This window comes from Nocardia inohanensis NBRC 100128 (assembly GCF_001612945.1).
Classification (GTDB): domain Bacteria; phylum Actinomycetota; class Actinomycetes; order Mycobacteriales; family Mycobacteriaceae; genus Nocardia; species Nocardia inohanensis.
In genome coordinates, this window is the sequence record NZ_BDBK01000012.1 from 275,498 (window position 1) to 297,180 (window position 21,683).

17 protein-coding genes and 2 pseudogenes are annotated in these 21,683 nt (G+C 68.5%); 9 read left to right on the forward strand and 10 right to left on the reverse strand.

Annotated features, from left to right (window positions below; all coding sequences use genetic code 11):
* The first annotated feature begins 3 nt into the window (after positions 1–3).
* From NI1_RS23960 to NI1_RS23970, 3 genes are all read left to right on the forward strand, one after another.
* Positions 4–2,601, forward strand: coding sequence for an SDR family NAD(P)-dependent oxidoreductase (locus NI1_RS23960; RefSeq protein WP_067824842.1), 2,598 nt, complete (start codon positions 4–6; stop codon positions 2,599–2,601).
* On the forward strand, positions 2,598–4,166 hold the full coding sequence (locus tag NI1_RS23965) for a flavin-containing monooxygenase (RefSeq protein ID WP_067824844.1): 1,569 nt from the start codon (positions 2,598–2,600) through the stop codon (positions 4,164–4,166). Before NI1_RS23960 ends, NI1_RS23965 begins: the two co-directional genes overlap by 4 nt.
* Before the next feature lie 157 nt (positions 4,167–4,323).
* On the forward strand, positions 4,324–5,682 hold the full coding sequence (locus NI1_RS23970) for a hypothetical protein (protein ID WP_084523598.1): 1,359 nt from the start codon (positions 4,324–4,326) through the stop codon (positions 5,680–5,682).
* 10 nt (positions 5,683–5,692) lie between these two features.
* Here the strand turns inward: NI1_RS23970 and NI1_RS40160 are convergent, their stop codons facing one another.
* From NI1_RS40160 to NI1_RS23985, 4 genes and pseudogenes are all read right to left on the reverse strand, one after another.
* A complete protein-coding gene (locus NI1_RS40160) occupies positions 5,693–6,082 on the reverse strand; it encodes an AarF/ABC1/UbiB kinase family protein (RefSeq protein ID WP_067824846.1) in 390 nt (129 codons plus the stop codon).
* A 160-nt stretch (positions 6,083–6,242) separates the two neighbouring features.
* Positions 6,243–6,638 (reverse strand): annotated as a pseudogene (locus tag NI1_RS40165) (AarF/UbiB family protein); the annotation flags it as partial.
* A 133-nt stretch (positions 6,639–6,771) separates the two neighbouring features.
* Entirely contained in the window at positions 6,772–7,701 is a 930-nt protein-coding gene (locus tag NI1_RS23980) for an endonuclease/exonuclease/phosphatase family protein (protein ID WP_067824848.1), read from the reverse strand.
* Positions 7,698–9,650, reverse strand: a complete 1,953-nt coding sequence (locus NI1_RS23985; protein ID WP_067824850.1) for a glycoside hydrolase — start codon at positions 9,648–9,650, stop codon at positions 7,698–7,700. The genes NI1_RS23980 and NI1_RS23985 overlap by 4 nt, the downstream gene beginning before the upstream one ends.
* Positions 9,651–9,724: 74 nt before the next feature.
* On the opposite strand from NI1_RS23985, the gene NI1_RS23990 reads away from it, so the two are divergent.
* The 4 genes from NI1_RS23990 to NI1_RS24005 all read left to right on the forward strand — a co-directional run bounded on the left by NI1_RS23990 (position 9,725) and on the right by NI1_RS24005 (position 13,182).
* Positions 9,725–10,387 carry a response regulator transcription factor gene (locus NI1_RS23990; protein ID WP_067824851.1) on the forward strand — a complete coding sequence of 221 codons (663 nt, stop codon included), beginning with the start codon at positions 9,725–9,727 and terminating at the stop codon, positions 10,385–10,387.
* The gene (locus NI1_RS23995; protein WP_245663377.1) at positions 10,384–11,787 is read left to right on the forward strand and encodes a HAMP domain-containing sensor histidine kinase; all 1,404 of its coding nucleotides are present in this window, start codon (positions 10,384–10,386) and stop codon (positions 11,785–11,787) included. The genes NI1_RS23990 and NI1_RS23995 overlap by 4 nt, the downstream gene beginning before the upstream one ends.
* Positions 11,772–12,182, forward strand: coding sequence for a hypothetical protein (locus NI1_RS24000; RefSeq protein WP_067824854.1), 411 nt, complete (start codon positions 11,772–11,774; stop codon positions 12,180–12,182). The genes NI1_RS23995 and NI1_RS24000 overlap by 16 nt, the downstream gene beginning before the upstream one ends.
* A 184-nt stretch (positions 12,183–12,366) precedes the next feature.
* Positions 12,367–13,182: an SDR family NAD(P)-dependent oxidoreductase gene (locus NI1_RS24005; protein WP_067824856.1), complete on the forward strand. Its 816-nt coding sequence runs from the start codon at positions 12,367–12,369 to the stop codon at positions 13,180–13,182.
* A 1-nt stretch (position 13,183) separates the two neighbouring features.
* Here the strand turns inward: NI1_RS24005 and NI1_RS24010 are convergent.
* The 5 genes and pseudogenes from NI1_RS24010 to NI1_RS24030 all read right to left on the reverse strand — a co-directional run bounded on the left by NI1_RS24010 (position 13,184) and on the right by NI1_RS24030 (position 18,370).
* Positions 13,184–13,967, reverse strand: a pseudogene (locus NI1_RS24010) (acyl-CoA dehydrogenase family protein).
* Between the two features lie 54 nt (positions 13,968–14,021).
* Positions 14,022–14,984, reverse strand: a complete 963-nt coding sequence (locus NI1_RS24015; protein ID WP_067824858.1) for a purine-nucleoside phosphorylase — start codon at positions 14,982–14,984, stop codon at positions 14,022–14,024.
* Positions 14,985–15,095: 111 nt separating this feature from the next.
* Positions 15,096–16,268: an elongation factor Tu gene (tuf, locus tag NI1_RS24020; protein ID WP_067824860.1), complete on the reverse strand. Its 1,173-nt coding sequence runs from the start codon at positions 16,266–16,268 to the stop codon at positions 15,096–15,098.
* A gap of 229 nt (positions 16,269–16,497) precedes the next feature.
* On the reverse strand, positions 16,498–17,331 hold the full coding sequence (locus NI1_RS24025) for an MBL fold metallo-hydrolase (RefSeq protein WP_067824862.1): 834 nt from the start codon (positions 17,329–17,331) through the stop codon (positions 16,498–16,500).
* Between the two features lie 31 nt (positions 17,332–17,362).
* A complete protein-coding gene (locus NI1_RS24030; protein ID WP_067824864.1) occupies positions 17,363–18,370 on the reverse strand; it encodes a phosphatidylinositol-specific phospholipase C in 1,008 nt (335 codons plus the stop codon).
* Positions 18,371–18,565: 195 nt separating this feature from the next.
* Here NI1_RS24030 and NI1_RS24035 point away from each other — a divergent pair, with 195 nt between their 5' ends.
* Positions 18,566–19,489: an undecaprenyl-diphosphate phosphatase gene (locus NI1_RS24035; RefSeq protein WP_067824866.1), complete on the forward strand. Its 924-nt coding sequence runs from the start codon at positions 18,566–18,568 to the stop codon at positions 19,487–19,489.
* A 1-nt stretch (position 19,490) separates the two neighbouring features.
* Here the strand turns inward: NI1_RS24035 and NI1_RS24040 are convergent, their stop codons facing one another.
* Entirely contained in the window at positions 19,491–20,249 is a 759-nt protein-coding gene (locus NI1_RS24040) for an RsiV family protein (RefSeq protein WP_067824868.1), read from the reverse strand.
* A 179-nt stretch (positions 20,250–20,428) separates the two neighbouring features.
* Here NI1_RS24040 and NI1_RS24045 point away from each other — a divergent pair, with 179 nt between their 5' ends.
* Positions 20,429–21,679, forward strand: a complete 1,251-nt coding sequence (locus tag NI1_RS24045; RefSeq protein ID WP_067824870.1) for a DoxX family membrane protein — start codon at positions 20,429–20,431, stop codon at positions 21,677–21,679.
* Positions 21,680–21,683 lie beyond the last annotated feature (4 nt).

Consider the following 21,683-nt stretch of genomic DNA (forward strand, 5'->3'; position numbering starts at 1 on the left):
CCCATGATCGAATTACCCGAATCGATCCGGATCGCGCTGGGCGCGGCAAGTTACGGAATCAGCGACCGGCGGCTGGCTCCGGCCGTATCCGGCAAGGTCATCCTGGTGACGGGGGCCTCCTCCGGCGTCGGCCGGGCCACCGCGGAGCGCTTGGCCCGCAATGGCGCGATCGTCGCCGCCGTCGCCCGGCGCGCCCGGCTGCTGACGGAATTGCGCGACGAACTCGCGGGCGCACCGGGATCGATCCACCCCTACCCCACCGACCTCACCGATATGGACGCCTGCGCCGAAATGGTCGAGCGCGTCCTCGCCGACCACGGTCACGTCGACGTCTTCGTCAATAACGCGGGCAAGTCCATCCGCCGCTGGCTCTCGGACTCCCTGGACCGCTGGGACAATTTCGACGACACCAATCGCATCAATTATCTGGGCCCGGTGCGCCTGGTGCTGAGCCTGCTGCCGTCCATGCGAGCGCGCCGCCAGGGCCATATCGTGAATATCAGCACCGCGGGCGTGCATATGCCCGGCGTCGGCTGGACCGCGTACATCGCCACCAAAGCGGCCTTCAATTCCTGGATGCGCGGAGCCGGACCGGAATTGCGCGCCGACGGCATCACGAGCACCGCCGTGCATCTGCAATTGGTGCGCTCGGAAATGCTCGGGCCGTACCGCATGTACCGCTACACCCCGAGCATGTCCACCGAGGAGGCCGCGAGCCTGGTGTGCCGCGCGATTGTGGACCGGCCCTTGGCGATTCGCCCGTGGTGGGAGCGCGCGAGCGCGCCGGTGTCCTATGCGATGGACTCCTCGCCGCTGGCGCAGCGCCTGCTGACCCGCTACGCCGAGCTGGGAAACTGGAACAACCGGCCGGTCGATATCGCCGGACGGCTGGGCCGCCTGGAATCGGCCGCCAACCTCCTGGACGACGCGGTGACCCTGGCGGCCCGGTTTCCCGGCACCGGTGCACTGAAACTGTTGCCGCCCAACCGGATTCCACATGCCGCCGCGGCCCTGCGCGGGGGCGTCGGCCTGGCCACCACCCTGGCCCTGTTCGCGGCCCGCTTCCCCGACCGCCCCGCCGTGATCGACGACGACGGCCCGATCACCGCCGCCGAACTGCACCGGCACGTCGAACACCTCGCCGCCGCGCTGCGGGCACGCTGGGATATCCGGCGCGGCAACAAGGTCGGCGTGCTGTGCCGCAATCATCGCGGTTTCGTCGCGGCCGCCTACGCCGCCGCCCGGCTCTCGGCCGACCTGGTTCCGCTCAACTACGGTTTCGCCGGCCCGCAGATCGGCGAGGTGCTCCGCCGCGAGGGCATCGATCTACTGCTGTACGACGGCGAATTCCACGGCGAGATAACGAAATCCGGCTACTCCGGGCGGCGGGTGGTGGTGCGCGGTGCGGCCGGTGGGTTGCCGACGGTGGCCGAGCTGATCGAGGCGGGCGGTGCACCCGTGCGCGAACCCGCCCACGGCGGTGCGATAGTGCTCCTCACCGGCGGCACCACCGGCGTGCCGAAGGGCGTGGCGCGCGGGATCGGCGGCCGGGCCGCACTGCCCGTGCTGGCCGGGCTGCACCCGCGCATGCTGGGCGCGGTGGCCGACCTGGCTCGCTTCGAACCGATTCCACGCCTGGGCGAACCGATGATCATCGCCCCGCCGCTGCATCACACCTTCGGTTTCCTCGCCCTCCCCGCCGCGTTCCTGCTCGGCTCCACCGCCATCGTGCACGAACGCTTCGACGCCGAGACCGTGCTCGCCGATATCGAACGCCACGGGGTGCGCATCGCCTGCCTGGTGCCGACCATGCTGGGCCGCATCATGGCACTGCCCGATGCCGACCGCCACGACTATCGCACCGACAGCCTGCAAATGGTGGTGTGCGGGGCTGCACCGCTACCGCCTTGGCTGGCAACGGCTTTCATGGACGAGTTCGGCGATGTGCTGTTCAACGGCTACGCCTCCACCGAGACGGGTGCGGGCGCGATCGCCACGCCGGCCGATCTGCGCGCCGCGCCCGGCACCGTAGGCAAACCACCGACCGGTCTGGTCGATATCCGCATCGTGGATCAGCAGGGCCGCGAACTGCCCACCGGTCACACCGGCCGCATCGTGAACCGCAACCCCGCCATGTCGCACGGCTACACCGACGGCCGCGCCAAAGCCATGGTCGGAAAGCATATGGACTCCGGCGATCTCGGCCATTTCGACGCGCAGGGCCGGCTGTTCATCGACGGCCGCTCCGACGACATGATCGTCTCCGGCGGCGAGAACGTCTTCCCCCAGGAGGTCGAAGCCGCCCTGCTGGCCCATCCCGCCGTCGCCGACGCGGGCGCGATCGGCGTCCCCGACACCGAATTCGGTCAGCGCCTGGCCGCGGTGGTGGTCCTGGAGCCGGGCGCGCGCACCACCGCGCAGGCGTTGCGCGCGCACATCAAATCCACCCTCGCCAACTACAAGGTCCCGCGCGACATCGTGTTCGCGCCGGAACTCCCCCGCACCACCGCGGGAAAGCTACGGCGGCAGCAACTTCCGGACGTCATCGCCGCGGCGCACGCATCATCCCCTCTTCCCGAGAACACGAGGTCTCAACGATGAGCACCACCAACGGCTCCCCCCGCACCCCCGAATACGAAGTCGTCGTCATCGGCGCGGGTCTCGGCGGGATCGGCGCGGGCGTGGCCCTGCGCAAGGCCGGGATCGAGAACTTCGTCATCATCGACAAGTGGGACAAGGTGGGCGGCACCTGGCTGGCCAATACCTATCCCGGTGTGGCCGTGGATATTCCGTCACCGGTCTACAACTTCTCCTTCCAGCCGCGCTCGCACTGGTCACGCTTCTTCGCGCCCGGCGAGGAATTGCAGCGCTACGCCGAGGAGGTGGTGGACCGGCAGGGTCTGCGGCCGAAACTGCGATTGGGCTCCGGCGCGGTGCGCGGTTCCTTCGACGAGCACAACGACCTGTGGCGGATCGGGCTGGAGGACGGCGGCGAGATCACCGCGCGCTACACCATCGGCGCGGTGGGCGGGCTGGAGCAGCCGAACAATCCGGATATCGCGGGTATCGACGACTACACCGGCAAGCTCATGCACAGCTCGCGGTGGGATCACTCCTACGATTACAGCGGCAAACGGGTCGCGGTCATCGGCACCGGCGCGACGGCGCTCCAGGCGATTCCCGAACTGGCCAAGACGGTTTCGCAGTTGACGGTGTATCAGCGCCGCGCCATCTGGATCGGCCCCAAGCTCGATTTCGAGATGGGCCCGGTGCTCAATACACTGCTCGGTTTCGCGCCGGTACAGAAGACGGTGCGATTCCTCGGCAATATCGGGGTCAATGCCGGATTGGGCGCGGGCCTGGCCATCTCGAACTATCCGCGCGTCACCTCGGCCGGTATCACCCTCGGCGAGGCCGCCATGAAGGGCTATCTGTTCAGCCAGGTGCGCGATCCCGAACTGCGCCGCAAGCTCACCCCCGACTACCGGCTGGGCTGCAAACGACCGTCCATCTCCAACAACTACTTCCAGACCTTCACCCGCCCGCACGTCGACCTGGTCACCGCGGCCATCGAGCATTTCACCCCGACCGGCATCGTCAGCGCCGACGGGCGGGAACGCGAATTCGATATGGTGTTGTGCGCCACCGGATTCAAGGTGATGGAGAAGGGTTATACGCCGCCCTATCCCATCTACGGTCGCGGTGGACTGGAGCTCGGTGAATTCTGGGACCGCAATCGCTTCCAGGCGTATCAGGGCGTCTCGGTGCCCCGGTTCCCGAACGCGTTCCTCATCGTCGGCCCCTACGCCTACGCGCCGGGCTCCTATATCCCGCTCATCGAATCCACCTCGGCGCATGCCGCGCGCGTCATCAAGGAGGCGCGCCGCCGCCGGGCCACCCGCGTGGAGGTCCGCCAGGAGCCGCACGACCGCTACTTCGCCCGCATGGACGAACGCGCCAAGCGCACCCACCTGTTCACCCAGGGCTGTGTCACCTCGAACACCTACTACATCAACTATCAGGGCGACGGCGCGGCCTTCCGCCCCTCCACCCAGCTGGAAATGTATTGGGAGAACCGGCATTTCCCCCTGGACGACTACCGCTTCACGGTGACCCGGCCGGTCACCGTCACCAGCAACGGGCGGCGCGCGGTCTCGGTGAACTGACCGCCGGGCACCCAGCACTCGTGGCGATGATTCCGGGGGCACGGACGATCGGGGCACCACTTTTGCCGGATACGCCCGTATCACCGGTTGCCATAACGTTCACGCCCGCAAGGAGTTTGCTGCGTGAATTGGTGAGGGGTTATCCGTGGTGGCAACAATGGCGGCCGAAGCGGGCCGGCTGGACGACGAGCGGGCCCCGGCCGCAGCGTGGCATCCGCTGGTGCGCATCGCTTTCCGGTTCGGCTTCGTCTTCGTCGGCGTCGGAATGGCGGCCCCGTGGGTGGCGCACGCCCTGCTGCGCTCCTTCGGGCTGCCGACCGATACCGTGCTGACGGTCGCGAAATGGACGGCGCTGCATCCGCTCTCCGATTGGGTGGGTACGCAGTTCTTCGGCACCCGGGCCGACTACTCCGCTTCCGGCAGTAGTGATACCGCGACGCAGTGGGTCGCGGAGTTCACGCTGCTGCTGGTCGCCGTCGTGGCCACCGCGGTCTGGTCGATCCTCGATCGCCGCCGCCCCGGCTACGACCGGCTCTACGGCTGGTTCCGGCTGCTGCTGCGCGCCGTCCTGGTAGCCGCGCTGCTGCTGTACGGCATGGTGAAGGCGCTGCCCTCGCAGATGACCTTCAGCCTGGAGCGCCTGGTCGAGCCGTTCGGCGATATGAGCCCGATGTCGATCCTGTGGGCCTCGACCGCGATGTCGGAGCCTTACGAAATCGCCTTGGGCGCAGCGGAGCTCACCGCCGCGCTGCTGCTGGTGCTGCCGCGCACCGCCGGACTGGGCGCGGTGCTGGCATTCATCGTGTCGCTCCAGGTCGCCGTCCTCAACCTCACCTTCGATGTGCCGGTGAAGCTGTTCGCGCTGCAACTGGTCGTGTACTCGGCCATCCTCGCCGCGCCCGACATCGCCCGGATCGTCAAGGCGCTCACCGGGCACGCCGTTCCGGCCCCGGACACCCCACCGCTGGTGGCGACCCCACGCGCACAGCGGATGCTGCTGCTCGCCCAGGTGCTGTTCGGGGCGTGGCTGCTGTTCACCTCGATCACCGAGGGCTACGACGCGTATCGCTCCTACGGCAACGGCCGGGAGCACTCACCGCTGTACGGCATCTGGAACGTCACCGAATACACCGTCGCCGGCCAGACCCTGCCGCCGCTCGTGGATTACAGCGGCAAGGAGCACAATGCCCAAATGCTCGGTGCCAACGAGCGATTCCGCCGCATCATCTTCGACAACACCATCGGCGTCACCGCGCAGCGCATGGACGATTCCCTGGTGTCGTTCCCCGGCGAGGTCGACGCCGACGCACACACCGTCACCTTGGCCAAGGATCGCGCGCACCAGTGGAAGATCGCGACCTTCGCCTACGAGCAGCCCGAAGCCGGCGAGTTGATCCTGGAGGGGCAGGTCGGTGGCCGTCCGGTGCGGATGCGGTTGGCGCGCCTGGACCTGGACCGGCTCCCGTCCGTCTCGCGCGGCTTTCACTGGGTGCAGCCCGCACCGTACTTCCGCTGATCGTGACGCCTCAGCCGGCGGCCTCGTGGCTGTCGGCGAAGCCCGGAATCCACTGCTCCGCCAGCCCCAGGAACGGCCCCCGGGCATCGAGCTGCGCGCAGATGCCCACCACGCCCCCGAGCACGCGCCCGAACATGGCGTACTCGGGCCGGTCCGCGGGCGCTTTCATGGCGCGAGCATTGACCAGGGAGATGTTCGCCGGATCCAAGGCCCGCGCCACGTCCTCCTGGAGCATGGCACGGCTGAAATGGAAGTCGTGACCGTCGATCTGGGCGACGATCGGCTCGATGCGACGCCGGATGGGATCGATCTCGATGGCGGCCCCGGGCTTGACGAAACCCTCCTCGCGCAGCACTCGTTCGAGCCCCGCGTAGTCCCCGGCCAGTGCGCACCGGCCCATTCGCCCAGCGGCCCGCGGAATGCCTCGGGGCGTCTCCGCGCACGCACCGAAATCGATGACGCCGAGCCGCCCGTCCGGCCGAAGCTGGAAGTTGCCCGGATGCGGACTCCTCGGCCTCCGGGTACTGCACCTTCACCGCGACCGTGCGGCCGTCGTGCCAGACCGCCTTGTGCACCTGCCCGATACTCGCCGCCGCGATCGGCTGATCCTCGAAGTGCGCGAAGCGTTTCCGCCACGCGGTGCCCAATTGCAGATCGAGCATGCGGTGGGTGTCCGCGACCGGCATGGGCGGGGCTTCCTGCTGCAAGCGGGTCAGCGCCGCGCGGAAATGCTCGGCGAAGCGGGGTGGTACCGCGGCCTCGGCGACGCTGAGCGCCTGGCCGAGCTTCATGGCTCCGCCCTTGAGCTCGCCCAGCACCGCGAAGACCTGGTCGGCGGCATTGTCGAGCATCTCGTCGGTGATGCTGCCGCGTTCGGCGCCCGCGAGCAGACCGCGGCCGGTGGCGGCGGCCCGCTGGGCCAGCAGGGTGGCGGGGATGCTCGCCACCTTCGCCATGCGAGAGATGCCTTTTCTCCTGGTTCCGGCCACGTTGCCGTTCCTTTCTGCGCCGCGAGCGCCGACCACACCCGGCACCCCCGTCTCAGACAGTGTAAGTGGTTTTCGGAGCGGGGTCGATCACGCGGCGGACTCAGAAGCCGATGGTGGCCCGCACGGCCCGGTGATCGGGACCCGGAGTGCGCAGCACGGACGCGGAGTCGACCGCGCCGCCGCGAACCAGGACATGATCGAGCCGCACCAGCGGGAAGGAGGACGGCCAGGTGAATCCGGGGCCGGAACCGCCCGCGGACAGCGCATCTCGGTATCCGGGCGCGAAGCCGGACCAGTTCCGGTCGGTGGTGGCGGTATTGAAATCGCCTGCCACCAGGACACGTTCGGCCGGTTCGCCGGTGAGCTGACGCGACAGCACCGCCAATCCGTGATCGCGTCCGGCGCTCTCCCCCGGACGGATGGACGGCAGGTGCACGACGTAGGCGACGACATCGCCACCGGGTGCGGCGATGCGGGTGCGCAGTCCGCGGGTCCAGCCGATGCCGACGTCGGCGGGTTCGGCGTCGGAGGTCGGGTAACGGCTCCACAGCGCCACGGTGCCGAGCTGCTCGCGATAGGGATACGCGTCATCCAGAATGCGTTGCACCGGTGCGCGATTGGATCCGGCGAACTCCTGGACCGCGACCACATCGGCATCGGCGGAAAGCAGCGCGCGGGCGGTCGCGACCGGGGAACCGTTGGCGGCGAACAGATTCTGGGACACCACGGTCAGCCCACCGCCCGGCGTGGCGGCAGCGGGACGCGGAGCCCACCACGCACCGAAGACGTAAGCCCAGGCCAGCAGGGGGACCAGCATGGTGACCGCGCCCGCCGGACTGCGCAGCAGTACGGCCGTCACCGCGAGGACCGGGACGAGCAGCCCCAGCCACGGGACCGCGGCGTCCAGCACCGCACCGGATCCGGCGATATCGGGAATCCATTCGTGCCCGAGCAGTGCGAAGGTGAGAACCGCTGCGGCAGTGGCGAATACGATCGCCTTCGGCGCGGTCCTGCCGCCGGTGCCGATCATTGTCCCGGGCACAGGCGGCGCGGCAGTGGATCACCGGCGAGCTGTGCGTCCACGCAGCCGCCGGGCAGACCGTCGTGGGCTCGGGTACCGAAGTTAGCGGTCACCGTGAGCGTGCCGTCGCCGAAGACGCTGCGCTGCACCTGATGATCGTCGGTGAGCCAGCGAAAGTCGGTCATGGGCAGGGTGCCCGCGGCCTCGTGCAACGGTGCGAAGAACTGTTGCAGGCGTGCGATTTCCGCCCCGTGCGCGTCGATGGCGGCGCGGTCCAGGACGAAGTTCAGCGGCGTGTTGTTGAGGATCGCGGTGAGTGCGCGCATCGTTTGTTGCTGCGGCAGTTTGTAGTACGACAGCTCCCAGCGGTCGGCATTGACCAGGGAGTCGTGCAGCACCGTCTCGTACAGCGGCACCCGGTAGGCCGGATCGAACATGGCGGTGGCCAGCGCGGCGGGCAGGTCGACCGGCTGGAAGAACGCCTTGGGCGCCTGCTCGGGGTAGTACGCGCCCCAGGTCTGCTTGTCGCGCTGCAATTTCCACAGCCCGTCGGAGATGGGGTTCTGTGCGCCGTGATCGAAGGCCGGCACCGGCGCGGACCACGCGCCCGCCGACTCGGAGCCGAGCACAGTCTTGCGGTCCGCGGCCAGCCAGCGCATGCGTTCCAGGCGATTCTCCCGATCCTGCGTCCGGGTCATGGGATGCGCGGCGGTGTAGTCGTCGAAGAACTCACCGGCGGCATCCACATCCAGGAAGTAGCTGTCCGCGCCGTTGGCGGTCATGGCGGCATAGCGCTGCTGATACAGCTTCGGATCCTGTTTCAGCACTTCGGTGCTCAGATAGCAGCCGCGCCCGCCGAAGCCGGTCTCGGGTACTCCGTCGGCGTCGTGCACGCACCCGTCCGGCCACAATCGGCCGGGCCAGCGCGAGGAGGGGTTGTCGGCGGTGGCGGGATCCTGGGCATTGTCGTAGGAGTCGTAGGGGCCCACCAGGTAACCGGCCTGTGCGGCGGCGCGCACCGCCTCCCCCGTCATGGGTTTGCCGTCGGCGTCGTAGCCGATCCACATGCGGTCGATGCCCAGCTTCTCCAGTTGCGCAATGGCTTCCGGGCTACGTCCGTCGCCCCACATGTAGGTGTGGAACGCGCCGAGCAGTTTGCCGATCGCGGGATTCTCGGCGATCTTCTCGGTCAGCGAACGGAATTCGCCGTGCTTCAGCAACCACGCGCGATAGTCCCGAGCCGCCGCGACCGGCGATGCGTCGGTGAGGGCGAAATCGACCCGGTAGTCATTGGTTCCGCGCGCGGGCTCGAAGTCGTGTTCGCCACGGGCCAGCAGCCGGCCGCCTTCGGACTGCACGGTCACCGCGCTGCCGATATCGGTGGGCACCACATAGCTGACACCACGGTCACCGATCGTGAAGCCCCAGAAAGGCATGGTCAATCCCGCAGTGAGGGAGAGGTTTTCACCGACCAGACCGGTGTCGGGACCGTTCCAGAAGGTGTCGCGCACCGGCAGCGAGAGCCCCTCGCCGCGCGGGATCTGAAGCGAACGCGCGGCCTCGTCGCCGCCCGTGACCGGCCACATCAGCTTCTCGTCCCGCTCACCGCGCACATCGATACGCAGGCGGCCGTCGGCGGCGCTCGCGCTCACCGTGAGCCCGCGATCGGGATAGTTCCAGCCGGCCGCCGCACCCTCGACCCGTACCGGCCCGGGTGCGCCCAGCTCCCCATCCGCCGGACCGGACAGCTCCAGCCGCTGCCCGGAGGCCATCGCCCCCACTGCCAGGGAGGTGGTGTCGACCTCGGCCATGCCGCCGTCGATCGGGATAACCACCTGATTGCCCTCGATTCGGGGCGCGGCCGGCGCCGGCTCGCTCGCGCAGGCCGCGAGCCCGGCCGCGGTGAGGCCCGCAATGACGATCACCGCTCCGGCGCGGCGCAGTTTCCGATGTCCCATACCGCTCACCCTGGACACCCGACATGAGAGCCGGATGAGAATGCCCAGGTGCCGCCGGTCCGTATATTCGTGGGGTGCGCGTATTGGTGGTGGACGACGAGCCCGCGGTACGGGACGCGCTGGTGCGCGCCCTCGGCAGCGAAGGGTACGAGACCCGGGCCGCCGGCGATGGCGCGACCGCGCTGACCGAGGTTGCCGGATGGCAGCCGGAGGTGGTGGTGCTGGATGTGCTGATGCCGTTCATGGATGGCCTGACCGCGTGCCGGACGCTGCGCGGACGCGGGGATCGCACGCCGATTCTCATGCTCACCGCCCGGGACGCGGTGGCCGACCGGATCGCGGGTCTCGATGCCGGGGCCGACGACTACCTGGTCAAACCGTTCGATCTGGACGAGCTGCTGGCGCGCGTGCGCGCACTGGTGCGCCGCACCTATCCCGAGGACGGTGCGGTGCTCTCCTCCGGAGATCTGGTGATGGACACCGCCGCTCACACGGTCCACCGGGGCGATAGCGAAATCGAGCTCAGCCGAACCGAATTCGCGCTGCTGGAGGTGCTGCTCCGCAATGCCGGGCAGGCGCTGCCCCGGGAAACCCTCATCGATCGGGTATGGGGTCACCGGTCGTCGAATTCGCTGGAGGTCTACATCCGGTATCTGCGCCGCAAGCTGGAGGCCGGGGACCGCCCGCCCTTGATTCACACCGTGCGCGGCGTCGGCTACCGGCTGGGTCCGGCGTGAAACGTCTCGGCCTGCGCGGCCGGATCGCCGTATTCTTCGTGCTCGCAATGGCTTCCGCGCTCGCGGGGATGGCGGCCGCCGCCTATGCGGTGGTGGGTCACGAACTGCGCGGCGCGCTGGATCTGAACCTGCGCCGCCAAGCCATCCGCATCGAACGCCAGTACCCCACGGAACCGGCCCTCGCGGCGTCCTCCGGACCGTGCCGGTATCTGGCCGCCCCCAGTTGCGTTCAGGTGGTGGCGGCGGACGGGACCATCGAATCGGAGCATTATCCGGAGCAGAGCCTGCCCGTGGACGCCGGAACCCGTGCGGTGGCAGCGGGTTCCGCGGATGCCTACTACAGCGATATCACCCTCGACGGTTACCCGCTGCGCATGTACACCGCGCCGCTGCGCCCCGGTAGCGCCGTGCAGGTCGCACAGCGCTCGGACACCATCGACACCAGCCTGCACCGGGTGGGCTGGGCGCTGCTGGCCGGGGCGGCGGCCGGAACCCTGCTGGCGGCCGGGATCGGCATACTGCTCGCCCGGCGCGCGCTCGCCCCGGTCGCGGCCCTGACCGAGGCCGCCGAACGTGTGGCCCGCACCCGCGATCCCGGCGAGCACATCCCGGTCAGCGGCTCCGACGAGCTCGCCCGCCTGGCCGCCAGCATCAACACCATGCTCGCCGAACTCGATGCCGCGCTGTCGGCCGAGCGCGATTCCCGTGCGGCACAGCAGCGTCTGATCGCCGACGCCTCCCACGAACTGCGCACCCCGCTCACCGCGCTGCGCACCGATATCGATCTGCTGCGCCGCGCGGACCGCCTGCCCCCGGACCAATTGGCCGAGACCGCCGCCGCGCTGCGCGTCCGGTCCGAGGAATTGTCCGGCCTCGTCACCGATCTCATCGATCTGGCCCGCGCCGACGATTCGGCCGCCGCCCGGGAACCCTTCGAGGACCTGCGCCTGGACACTCTGATCGAAGACCGCCTGGATATCGCTCGACGGCATTGGCCCGCAATCGATTTCAGCCCGGAGCTGGAGCCCACGACGGTCCGGGGCAGTGCGGCGCGATTGAGCCGCGCCATCACCAACCTGCTCGACAATGCCGCCAAATTCAGCCCGGCCGGGGCGAAAGTCGATGTCGCACTGGCCGATCGGACCTTGACGGTCCGCGATGCGGGTCCCGGCATCGCCGCCGCGGAGCTGCCGCACGTCTTCGACCGCTTCTACCGCTCCCCCACCGCCCGCTCCACCCCCGGCCACGGCCTCGGCTTGGCGATCGTGGCGCAGGTGGCCGAAATCCACGGTGCCACGGTCTCGGTCGCCACCGAGCCCGGTCACGGCGCCGAGTTCCGGATGCGTTTCCCCGCCCCGCACAGCTCGACCGATCAGGAGGATCCATGCGACTGCCCCTAGCCATCGCCACCGGGCTCGTGCTCGCCGCCGCGGTGACCGGATGCGGCTCGAACGACGACTCTTCGGCCGCGGCGTCCGCGACGACCACCGTCGCGGCGCTCCCGCGGATCAAGAACTGTGTCTCCCAGCCCGAATCACGGCCGAGCCAGCTCACCATCACCTGTGCCGACGGCAATCTGTCGGTCTCCGGGCTCACCTGGTCGGACTGGAACGCCGATGCCGCGCACGGCAGCGGCATCGAGAACAGCAATACTTGCGAACCCAGTTGCGCCGACGGCGAACAGCGGGCCGTGCCCGCCGCGGTGACGCTGAGCAAGCCCGTCGACGGGTACTTCACCCAGCTCACGGTCATCCCCGAAGGCGAGCCGTCGCAGAGCTATCCGCTGCCGAAGTAGCCGGCCGGGGCGAACCGGCGGGTCTGCCTGCGAATTCATCGCAAATCGTCACGTAACAGCAGTCCTGCGTGTTCCCGATTGCCCGGCATGAGCACCCAAGCAGTTCTGTTCGTGCCGGTTTTCGCCGCTTCGTTCGGTGTCGGTGTGTGGCTCGGGGTGCGTTCAGCGGCTAGCGTTCAGTTCCATGAGCAGCAATTCGACCCGCACCGTGGTAGTCACCGGCGCTTCGTCCGGCATCGGCAAAGCGACGGCGGCGGCCTTCGCGGCGCGTGGCCACAAGGTGATCGGCACCAGCCGCAATCCTGATTCGATCGCCGCTGCCGATCGGCTGCCCGGGGTGGATTACCGGGCGCTCGACCTCACCGACGCCGATTCCATCGCCCGCTGCACCGCGGCGCTGGGCACGGTGGACGTGCTGGTCAACAATGCGGGCGAAAGCCAGGCCGGGCCCCTCGCGGAGCTGCCGGCCGAGGCGGTCGAGCGGCTGTTCCGGCTCAACGTGCTGGGACCGGTGGCGCTGACCCAGCAGCTGCTGCCGGGCATGCGCGAGCGCGGGTACGGGCGAATCATCATGGTGGGCTCCATGATCGGCAGTTTTCCGATGCCGTATCGCTCGTCGTATGCCGCGACCAAGGCGGCGCTGCGGGCCTTCGCCACGGCGGCACGGTTCGAGGAATCACCGTTCGGGGTGTGGCTGACCACCGTCGAGCCCGGGCAGATCGATACCGGATTGAGCGAGCGCCGCACCAAGTACCTGAACGAAGGTTCGCCGCACACCACCGATTTCACCAAGTTCATGGCGACCCTGGATCAGAAGATGTCCAAAGGCATTGCCCCGGAACAGGTTGCGAAGACCATTGTGGGCGCCGCCGAAGCAGATCGGCCGAAACCGCTTTACGCCGTGGGCAGTAACGCACCGCTGATGTTCGCGGTGCGCCGCCTGGTCCCGCGCACGGTCATGGAGCGGCTCATCGCCGCCGGCCACGGCCTGAAGCGCTGAGCTATCGCTGCGTCAATTTCAGGTCCCGGCCGATGATTTCGCGCATGATCTCCGACGTCCCGCCGTACACCCGGGTCACCCGGGCGTCGGCGGCGGCGCGGGCGATCGGATACTCACGCATATAGCCGTATCCGCCGAAAAGCTGCTGACAGCGGTCCAGGCAACGGAACTCCATTTCCGAGGCCCACAGCTTGGCCTTGGCCGCGTCGGCGGGGGTGAGTCGACCGGCATCGAGCTCCAGCACGCATCTGTCGATGAACGCCTCGGCCACCGCCACTTCGGTGGATACGTCGGCGAGGGTGAACTTGGTGTTCTGGAAGCCGCCGATGGGTTGGCCGAAAGCGGTTCGGCCGCCGACATATTCGATGGTCCAGCGGAGGCCGGCGCGAGCGCGGGCCAGGCAGGCGACGGCGATCTGCATGCGCTCCTGGGGCAGGTTCCGCATGAGGTATTCGAAACCGCGCCCGCGTTCGAATCCCGCCATGCCACGCTCGAGCACCAGCAGGCTGATGCCGCGATGACGCTCGGCTGAGGTGCGCACCGCCGTGATGACCAGATCCGCATTGATGCCGTTGGTAATGAAGGTCTTCGCGCCGTTGACCAGATTACCCCTGCGGCACCGCGAAGCCGAGCAGCCCGAGTTCACCCGCGCGCGCGAAGACCGAGCGCGGCACTATCCCGGCGGCCTCGAAGTCCGGATAGCGCGGCGCGACCTCCTTGCGGGCGAAGCCGCGCGCCAGTTCCGCGAAAGCCAGATGATCGTCGCCGTAGTGCCCACATTCCATGGCACCCATGGTCCGGGATGCCGGGGCCGACCGGAGAGAGATTTCCGGCCGGAGTCAGTTCTCGGGCGGGTTCTTCAGCAGGTGGGCCGCGACGACTTTGCCGAGGGTGTAAGCGTTCTCGCAGGCCAGCCGGAAGCCACCGGTCGAACTGTCGTCCAGGTGCTGCACCACCGTCTGGCCCGGGTACGGCTGATCGAAGTTGCTCATGGTGCGCAGCGACAGGTAGCGGTTCAGGTAGCCGTGCGCCTGCAATGCGGTCGCGGTGGCATTGTCTTCCATCTGCGTGGTGCAGTAGACGCCCTGCCCCTCGGTGCGCAGGTCCATGATGTAGCGGGCGGTATCGGAGAGCGGTTTGCCCGAATAGAAGTCGTCCCCGGTCATGGTGTCGCACTTCATGATTCCGGGGGTGCGCCCCGCTTGGCCGGGGTATTGCGCGCGGGCGGCGGCGACCTGGGGCGTGTCGGCGAGCTGCACACCCTGCGACAGCTCGAATGCCTTGTCCACCAACGCGTCATCGAGTTTGTAGACGGCGGTGTTGTAAGCCTCGACGGGGCGGTACCCGAACGGTACGTCGGGGGCTTCGGCCGGCTCCAGATGGTTGCCGAGGTCGAAGTCGACCACGTAGCGCGCCCAGGCGGCCGAACCGAGCGTGCCCTGATCCGGTGGCGTGCCCGCGATTCCGGCGGTGAGGAAGTACGCGTGCGAGAAGTCGAACTTGTCGCTGCCGAGTATCGCCATCATGGAGGTGGCGGCGTTCGCCTTGCCCTGACCGGTCTCGGCCACGCACAGCTTGTCCGCATTGCAGCGCACCGGCTTGTACGCACCGGGCACCTCGACGGTGGTGGGCAGCTGTTCCCTATCCAGCCACACCTGGTTCTCGGGATCGAACATGGTGATCACCAGCACGCCGACATCGATCTTGTCCGAGCTCTCGGAGTTCGATCCGCTCGCGCATCCGGCGAGCGCGACGGCGGCCACGCCCACGGTGGCGGCGAACTTCTGGCAACGGGTGGTCATTGCGCCAGACTAGGAGACACGCCGAGCGAAACGCCGGAGTGGGGGTCTGTACCGGAGTGTCGGACGGGAAGTCCCGGCTCCGAGCACACGGCTCGAAACCGGGACGTCCGGCTACTCGACGGCGAGCACCGTACCGGCGGCCACCGTCAGGTTCCCCTCACGCACGGCGAACCCGAGGCCCGGCTCCAGCGGCACCGCGCGATCCAGGGTCACCGTCATCTCGACGGTCTCCCCCGGCACCGCCCGGCCGCCGGCCAGCACCACCTGCCCGGACACATCGCCCGTGCGCAGGAAGAACTGTGGCCGGTAGCCCGACGCGACCGGGGTGCGCCGCCCGCCCTGCGCGGCACTGAGCAGCCGCACGCGGGCGGTGAACCCGCGGTGCACGGCGATGCTGCCGATAGCCGCGACCACCTGGCCGCGCTGCACCTGCCCGCGCTGCACGCCGCGCAGCAGCAGCGCCACATTGTCGCCCGCCTCCGCCGATTCCATGGTCCGCCCGAAGGTTTCGACGCCGGTCACCACCGATTCGATGGTCTCGCCGAACCCGAGCACGGTCACCCGGTCGCCCATCCGGACCTGTCCGCGCTCCACCGCGCCGGTCACGACGGTGCCGCGCCCGGTAATGGTGAGCACGTTCTCCACCGGCATCAGGAACGGCGCATCGGTGTAGCGCACCGGCATCGGGATGTGCTCGTCGATGACGTCCAGCAGCCGCAGCAACTCCCGCGACCAGTGCTCGTCACCCTCGAGCGCCTTCAGGCCCGAGACGGGTACGACCGGCAGGTTGTCGCCGTCGTATCCGTTGGCGGACAACAGTTCCCGCACCTCCAGCTCGACCAGCTCCAGCAGCTCGGCATCCGCGCCGTCGGCCTTGTTGACCGCGACCACGATGTGCTCGACCCCGACCTGCCGGGCCAGCACCACGTGCTCGGAGGTCTGCGGCATGATGCCGTCCAGCGCCGACACCACCAGGATCGCCCCGTCCAGCTGCGCCGCCCCCGTGATCATGTTCTTCACGAAGTCGGCGTGCCCCGGCATGTCCACGTGCGCGTAATGCCGGGTGGCCGTTTCGTATTCGACGTGCGCGATATTGATGGTGATGCCGCGCTCGATCTCCTCCGGGGCCCGGTCGATGCGGTCGAACGGCACGTACTTGCCGCCGTCGCGCTCGGCGAGCACCTTGGTGATGGCGGCGGTGAGCGTGGTCTTGCCGTGGTCGACGTGGCCCATGGTGCCGATGTTCAGGTGCGGCTTGTTACGAATGTAGGGCTGCTTGCCCATGACGATTCTCCATCCAGGAGTCCAGGTTTCGAGGGGACCTCAAAGACGCGCCGACCTTCCCCGTCTGAGGTCCCGGGACGTCCCGGAGAAGGTCAGCTTCGTGCGCCGTCGAATGCGGACTGTGCCTGGGCAGCAGCCATCGCGCCCGCGACTGCGGGGTATGGGGCGATGGACTGCGAGAACATGCCGACGATCATGACGCGTGGGCGGCCTTACGCGCCACCGATTTTCACGGTAGCGGGTACAGGATGAACTCCGGACAGACCTTACGGCGCGGCGTATCACCGACTTCGTCCATGGCAGAACGGATTTCGCGAAGGATGCCGGGACGCATCTCCAGTGGCGGCTCGTCGGGCTGATAGGTGGTGCGCACCGGATAGTCCACGCCCGGCGTCGTGGTCATCTCGATATGACAACCCAGCACGTGCGAGACCGGTCGTTGCGCGGTGAACTCGAGCAACCGGTCGATACTGCGCGAGAACGCGGCCCAGTCCTCGATGTAGAGCCGGCCCGGATACACGGTGTCACCGGTGAGCAGGAACCCGGTCCGCGGATCGTAGAAGGTCACGGCCGCTTCGTGATGCCCCGGCGTGGCCAGGCACTCCAGCACCCGCCCGCCCAGATCGACCCGCGCGACGGCCTCGGCGTCACGATCGAATCCGAAGTACTGCCAGGCGGTTTCCCGGTCACCGGCGACCAGCGTGGTATCCGGGCGATCGGCGAACTGACCGTCCCCCGCGATGTGATCGCCGTGCGGATGAGTGTGCAGCACCAGCAGCCGGTACGCGGGCCGTGGATAGCGGGCCAGCCAGTCCTCGACCAGATCGTCGACCACGCGCCGCAGCGGGAAGAACTCGGCGGACTCGGTCGCGCCGGTGTCGATCAGCACCGCCCGCTCATCCCCGAACAGCAGAAACAGAAACGGGGCCTCGTAGTCGACGGCCATGTTCTGCCGCAGGATGATGGTGTTCGCGTCGTAGGCGTACACCTGGATGTCCACGTCGGTGTTGTGCTCGGCCGACGGCGACCCGTGAATCCACCGCACATCCAGGCCCGCATGCATCGCGTCTCCTTGTCGGACAGGGCCGGTTCCGTCAGCTGAAATTGCGCTCCAGCAGCAGGTCGAGGACGTTCGGATACCGGTCGGGGAAATCCATCGGAACGATACCGAAATGCCCGGGCTTGCCGCGGTGTTCGGTGAGATACGACTCGACCTTCGGCAGGATGGCCGCGGCATTGTCCTTGGGCCAGGCGCGGTCGGCGTAGCTGGTGAAGTTGATGTACATCCGGGTGTTGCCGGGGTCGGCGGCGGACTTGTCGAAGCAGTCGCGGACGTAATCGAATTTGTCGCCGCCGGACGATCCGGTCTGCGCGGAGCCCGAGGAACCGGCCGACGAACCCGAGTCCAGGCCCGCGAGACCCCGCCCCTGATACCGGTCCTGTACGTAGAAGGCGTCATTGGTGACGACGCCGTTGTCGCCGCCGGGCCAGCGCAGGGTGGACAGCTGGTTGGCGAACTGGGTGATCAGCACGATCCGCCCGCGCGCCTCGCCGAGCGCGGGAATGCGATTGCCGATCCAGAACAGCGAGCGGTAGCCCTTCACATCGAGGTATCCGTTGAAGACCCGTTCGAAGTCGGAACCCACATCGTTTCCGGTGCCGTCCTCCTTCTTGACCCGCATGATCAAGACCTCACCGGGGTTGCGCGCCAAGAAGTCCCGGCATCGGTTCAGCACGTCGTCGAAGGTGATGTCCTGATAGGCGGGCCCGTGGTAGATGCCGAAGGAATCGCTCGTGTGGTCCTGCAATCCATTGCAGCGGATGTCGAGGAAGCGAATGCCGTGCGCGAATTGCTCGGGCAGCGACCAGTTCTGGGTGTGTGCCCACTCCGTCCCGTTGGCCGGGCTGGTGCAGCAGGAGTCGTGGGTACCCGGAATCGTCAGCCGCAGTAGCGAAGTCCCGTCAGGCAACCCCGACATCCACGCCTGCGGAGCGCTCACGGTGCGCCGGACCGGACCCGCCCACGCCGGGGCCGCACCGACACCGGCGACGACCGCCGCACCCACCGCGGCCCGCAGCAGCTCCCTACGACTGGTCCTCATTCACGCCTCGCTCTGCCGAATCCTCGAAATGCGATCTTGCGCGATCGCGCCGCGAGCCTAGCTGGACATCAGACCAGTTGTCCTGCTTTTCGGTTCAGCCGGTCGAAACCCGTTGTTCACCAACGAATTCGGACATTCCGGATCACAGCGACCTGCCAGGAATCACCCCTCGCCGCCGTGCGAAACTCCTTCGCGATGCTCACTTACCTCGAAGCGACGGTCATCGGCTCGGTCCAGGGATTCACCGAACTCTTCCCCATCTCCAGCCTCGGGCATTCCGTACTCGTCGCGGCCTGGCTCGGCGGCGACTGGGCGAAGCTGACCGAAGGGGAATCGGGCGGGGGCACACCGTATCTGGCGTTCGTGGTGGCCTTGCACGTGGCGACGGCGCTGGCCCTGCTCGGGCATTATCGGCGCGATTGGCAGGCCATCGGCGGCGGCTTCCTGGATACGCTGCGCACCAAGCGCGTCGACACCGTCCCGCAGCGCCTGGCCTGGCTGCTGCTGATCGGCACCCTGCCGGTGGCCGTTCTCGGTCCGCTGCTGGAACATTCGCTGCACGCGCTCTTCGCCGCGCCGATCTACGCCGCCGTCTTCCTGACCCTCAACGGGGTGGTCCTGATCATCGGCGAGGGATTGCGCCGCCGCAACGAACCCACCCTCGCCCAGTACGGCAGGCGGTTCGCCCTGCACCGCGCCCGCCCCACCGAGACCCGCGCCCGCCGCCAAACCGACCGTCCGCTCGCCGCGCTCAGCGCCGCCGATGCGGCCGGCATCGGCCTCGCGCAGGCGGGTGCGCTGATCACCGGCTTCAGCCGAGCGGGATTGAGCATGGTCGGCGGGCTCTGGCGCGGCCTGGAACACGAGCACGCCGCCAAGTTCGCCTTCCTGCTCGCCACCCCCGCCATTCTCGGCGCGGGGGTGATCGAGCTGCCCGAACTCATCGGCCCCGGCAGCGCGGGCTGCCGCGGTCCGATCCTGTTCGGCGCGTTGGTCTCCGGGCTCTGCTCCTGGCTCGCCGTGCGCTTCCTGGAACGCTACTTCCAGACCCGCACGCTGCTGCTCTTCGCGCTCTACTGCCTGATCGCCGGGCCGGTCTCGGTGCTGCGTTTCTGGTGAGTCAGCCGGCCAGCACCTCCGGCATGCCCGGCTTCAGGACACCGGTCAGCGCCGACCATTCGATGGTCACGTCGAGCACGCCCGCGACGGGCGGCGCGGCCTGACCCTGCTCGAAATACAGGTGCATGCCCTCGGGCGTGGGCGTCCAATATTGGAAGTGGTCCCGGGTGGGGGTGAGGCCGTCGGCGTCGATGACGCTCGCGTACTTGGACTTCTTCAGTTTCTGGGTCGCCAGCGTGGAGAGCTTGGTGAGCCCGGCCGTCTCGTCGGTGAACAGGTCCGCGACCCGAATCTGCTTGGCGGTGTCCAGGTTCGTCACATGCGTGGCGAGCACCGCGGTCGGGTGCGCGCCGCCGAAATCGAGGGTGAGCCACATGATGCCGCCGGCCACCTTGTTCCCGAGATACTCGACCTTGCTCTCATCGGCGACGCCGGTCAGCTTCACCGCATCCGAACGCGCGGCGATGATGGCCTGCAAGGTGGTGCGCATACCGTCGTTGAACTCCTTGACGGCGGCGTCCCGGCCTTGTCCCGCCAATTGCGGCACGTCTACGTCATAGCTGAGCGATCCCTGTTTACCATTGACCCGGATGGTGGTCGCCGTGATTACCGAGGCAGTGCTGGGCGGCGACGATTCGACAGTCTGCACGACGGTGGGACGCCCCGTGGTGGGCACGGTGGACGTCCCGTCGGTGGAACAACCCGTTGCCGCCACGGCCAGCGTGGCGGCGGCGATCAAACCGACGATGGTGATGCGCACGATCCCTCCCGATGTTCCGGCACCGGCTCTGCTCGGTGCTCACCGACAACCATCGGCCCGGCCGCTCACGATGTACCAACGGATCACCGAGCACGCGGTGAGTCTCCGCCGACGCGCCGGTACGGGCAGGTTTGCCCGATCCGACAGTGGGCACTGCCTGGGCGGAAAGGAACCCCAACATGCTGATTCGACGAATCGCCCGTCCGCTCCTGGCGTCCGCGTTCATCGCCGACGGGCTCACCACACTCGCCAACCCCGAGCCCCGCACCAAGACGGCCGCCACGCTGGTGCAGCACGGTGAACGGAAATTGCCCGAGAATTACGCCGCCAAACTTCCGTCCGATCCCGGACAGGTGGTGCGGGTGAACGCCATGGTGCAGGTCGGCGCCGCGACGCTGCTGGCGTTCGGTCGCATGCCCCGGATCGCGTCGACGGTGCTGGCGGCCACCCTCGTTCCCGCCACCGCCGTCGAGCACAATTTCTGGGACGAGCAGGATCCCGAACGGCGCGCGGCCAAGCGACTGGGCTTCATCAAGGACGTGAGCCTGCTCGGCGGATTGCTGATCGCGGCCTCCGACACCGCGGGCAAGCCGTCCCTGGCCTGGCGTGGAAAGCGGGCCGCCGCAAAGGTTTCGGCGAGCCTCCCGCTGGTCCACGGCGGCTCCGACAACACCTATCAGTCCCTGCGCAAGGGGCTCGAAGGGGCCCTGGAGCACGGCAAGGTCGCGGCCGGTCACACCAAGGAGAAGATCGCCGATCTGGCCGACACCGTGCAGTCCGAGGCCCCGCACTGGGCCGAGACCGCCAAGGAACAGAGCGCGGAAATCGCCGAGACCGTAGGTGAACGCGGTCGCGAGTTCGCCGATATCGCCAAGCGGCGCGGCGGGCGTTTCGTGGACGTGGCCAAGACCCGCGGCGCCGACTTCGCCGAGATCGCGCGAGATCGCGGCGCGGACTTCGCCGAAATCGCCCGCGACCGCGGCGCCGACCTCGCCGAAACCGCCCGGGAACGCGGCGTGGACCTGGCCGGAACCGCCCGGGAACGCGGCGCGGACTTCGCCGAGATCGCACGCGAACGCGGCGCCGACTTCGCCGAGATCGCGCGGGACCGGGGTGCGGATCTCGCCGAGACCGCACGGGAGCGTGGCGCGCAGGTCGCCGAGACCGCTCGGGAACGCCGGCTGCGCGCCGCCGAAGCCGCGCACGATCGAGGCGTGAAAGCCGCCCGGACCGCACGCGGCCGGCGTCGGCAGGCCGCCCGGATCGCCCGCGGCCGGACCGCCGACGCCGCCGAGACGGCTCGCGACCGCAGCGTGCGGTTCGCCGAGACCGCGCTCGATCGCGGCGCGCTGCTGGCGGAGACCGCGCTCGACCGCAGTGCCCGGGCCGCCGAAGCCGCGCGGGATCGAATCGAAGAGCGCCGCAACTGATTCC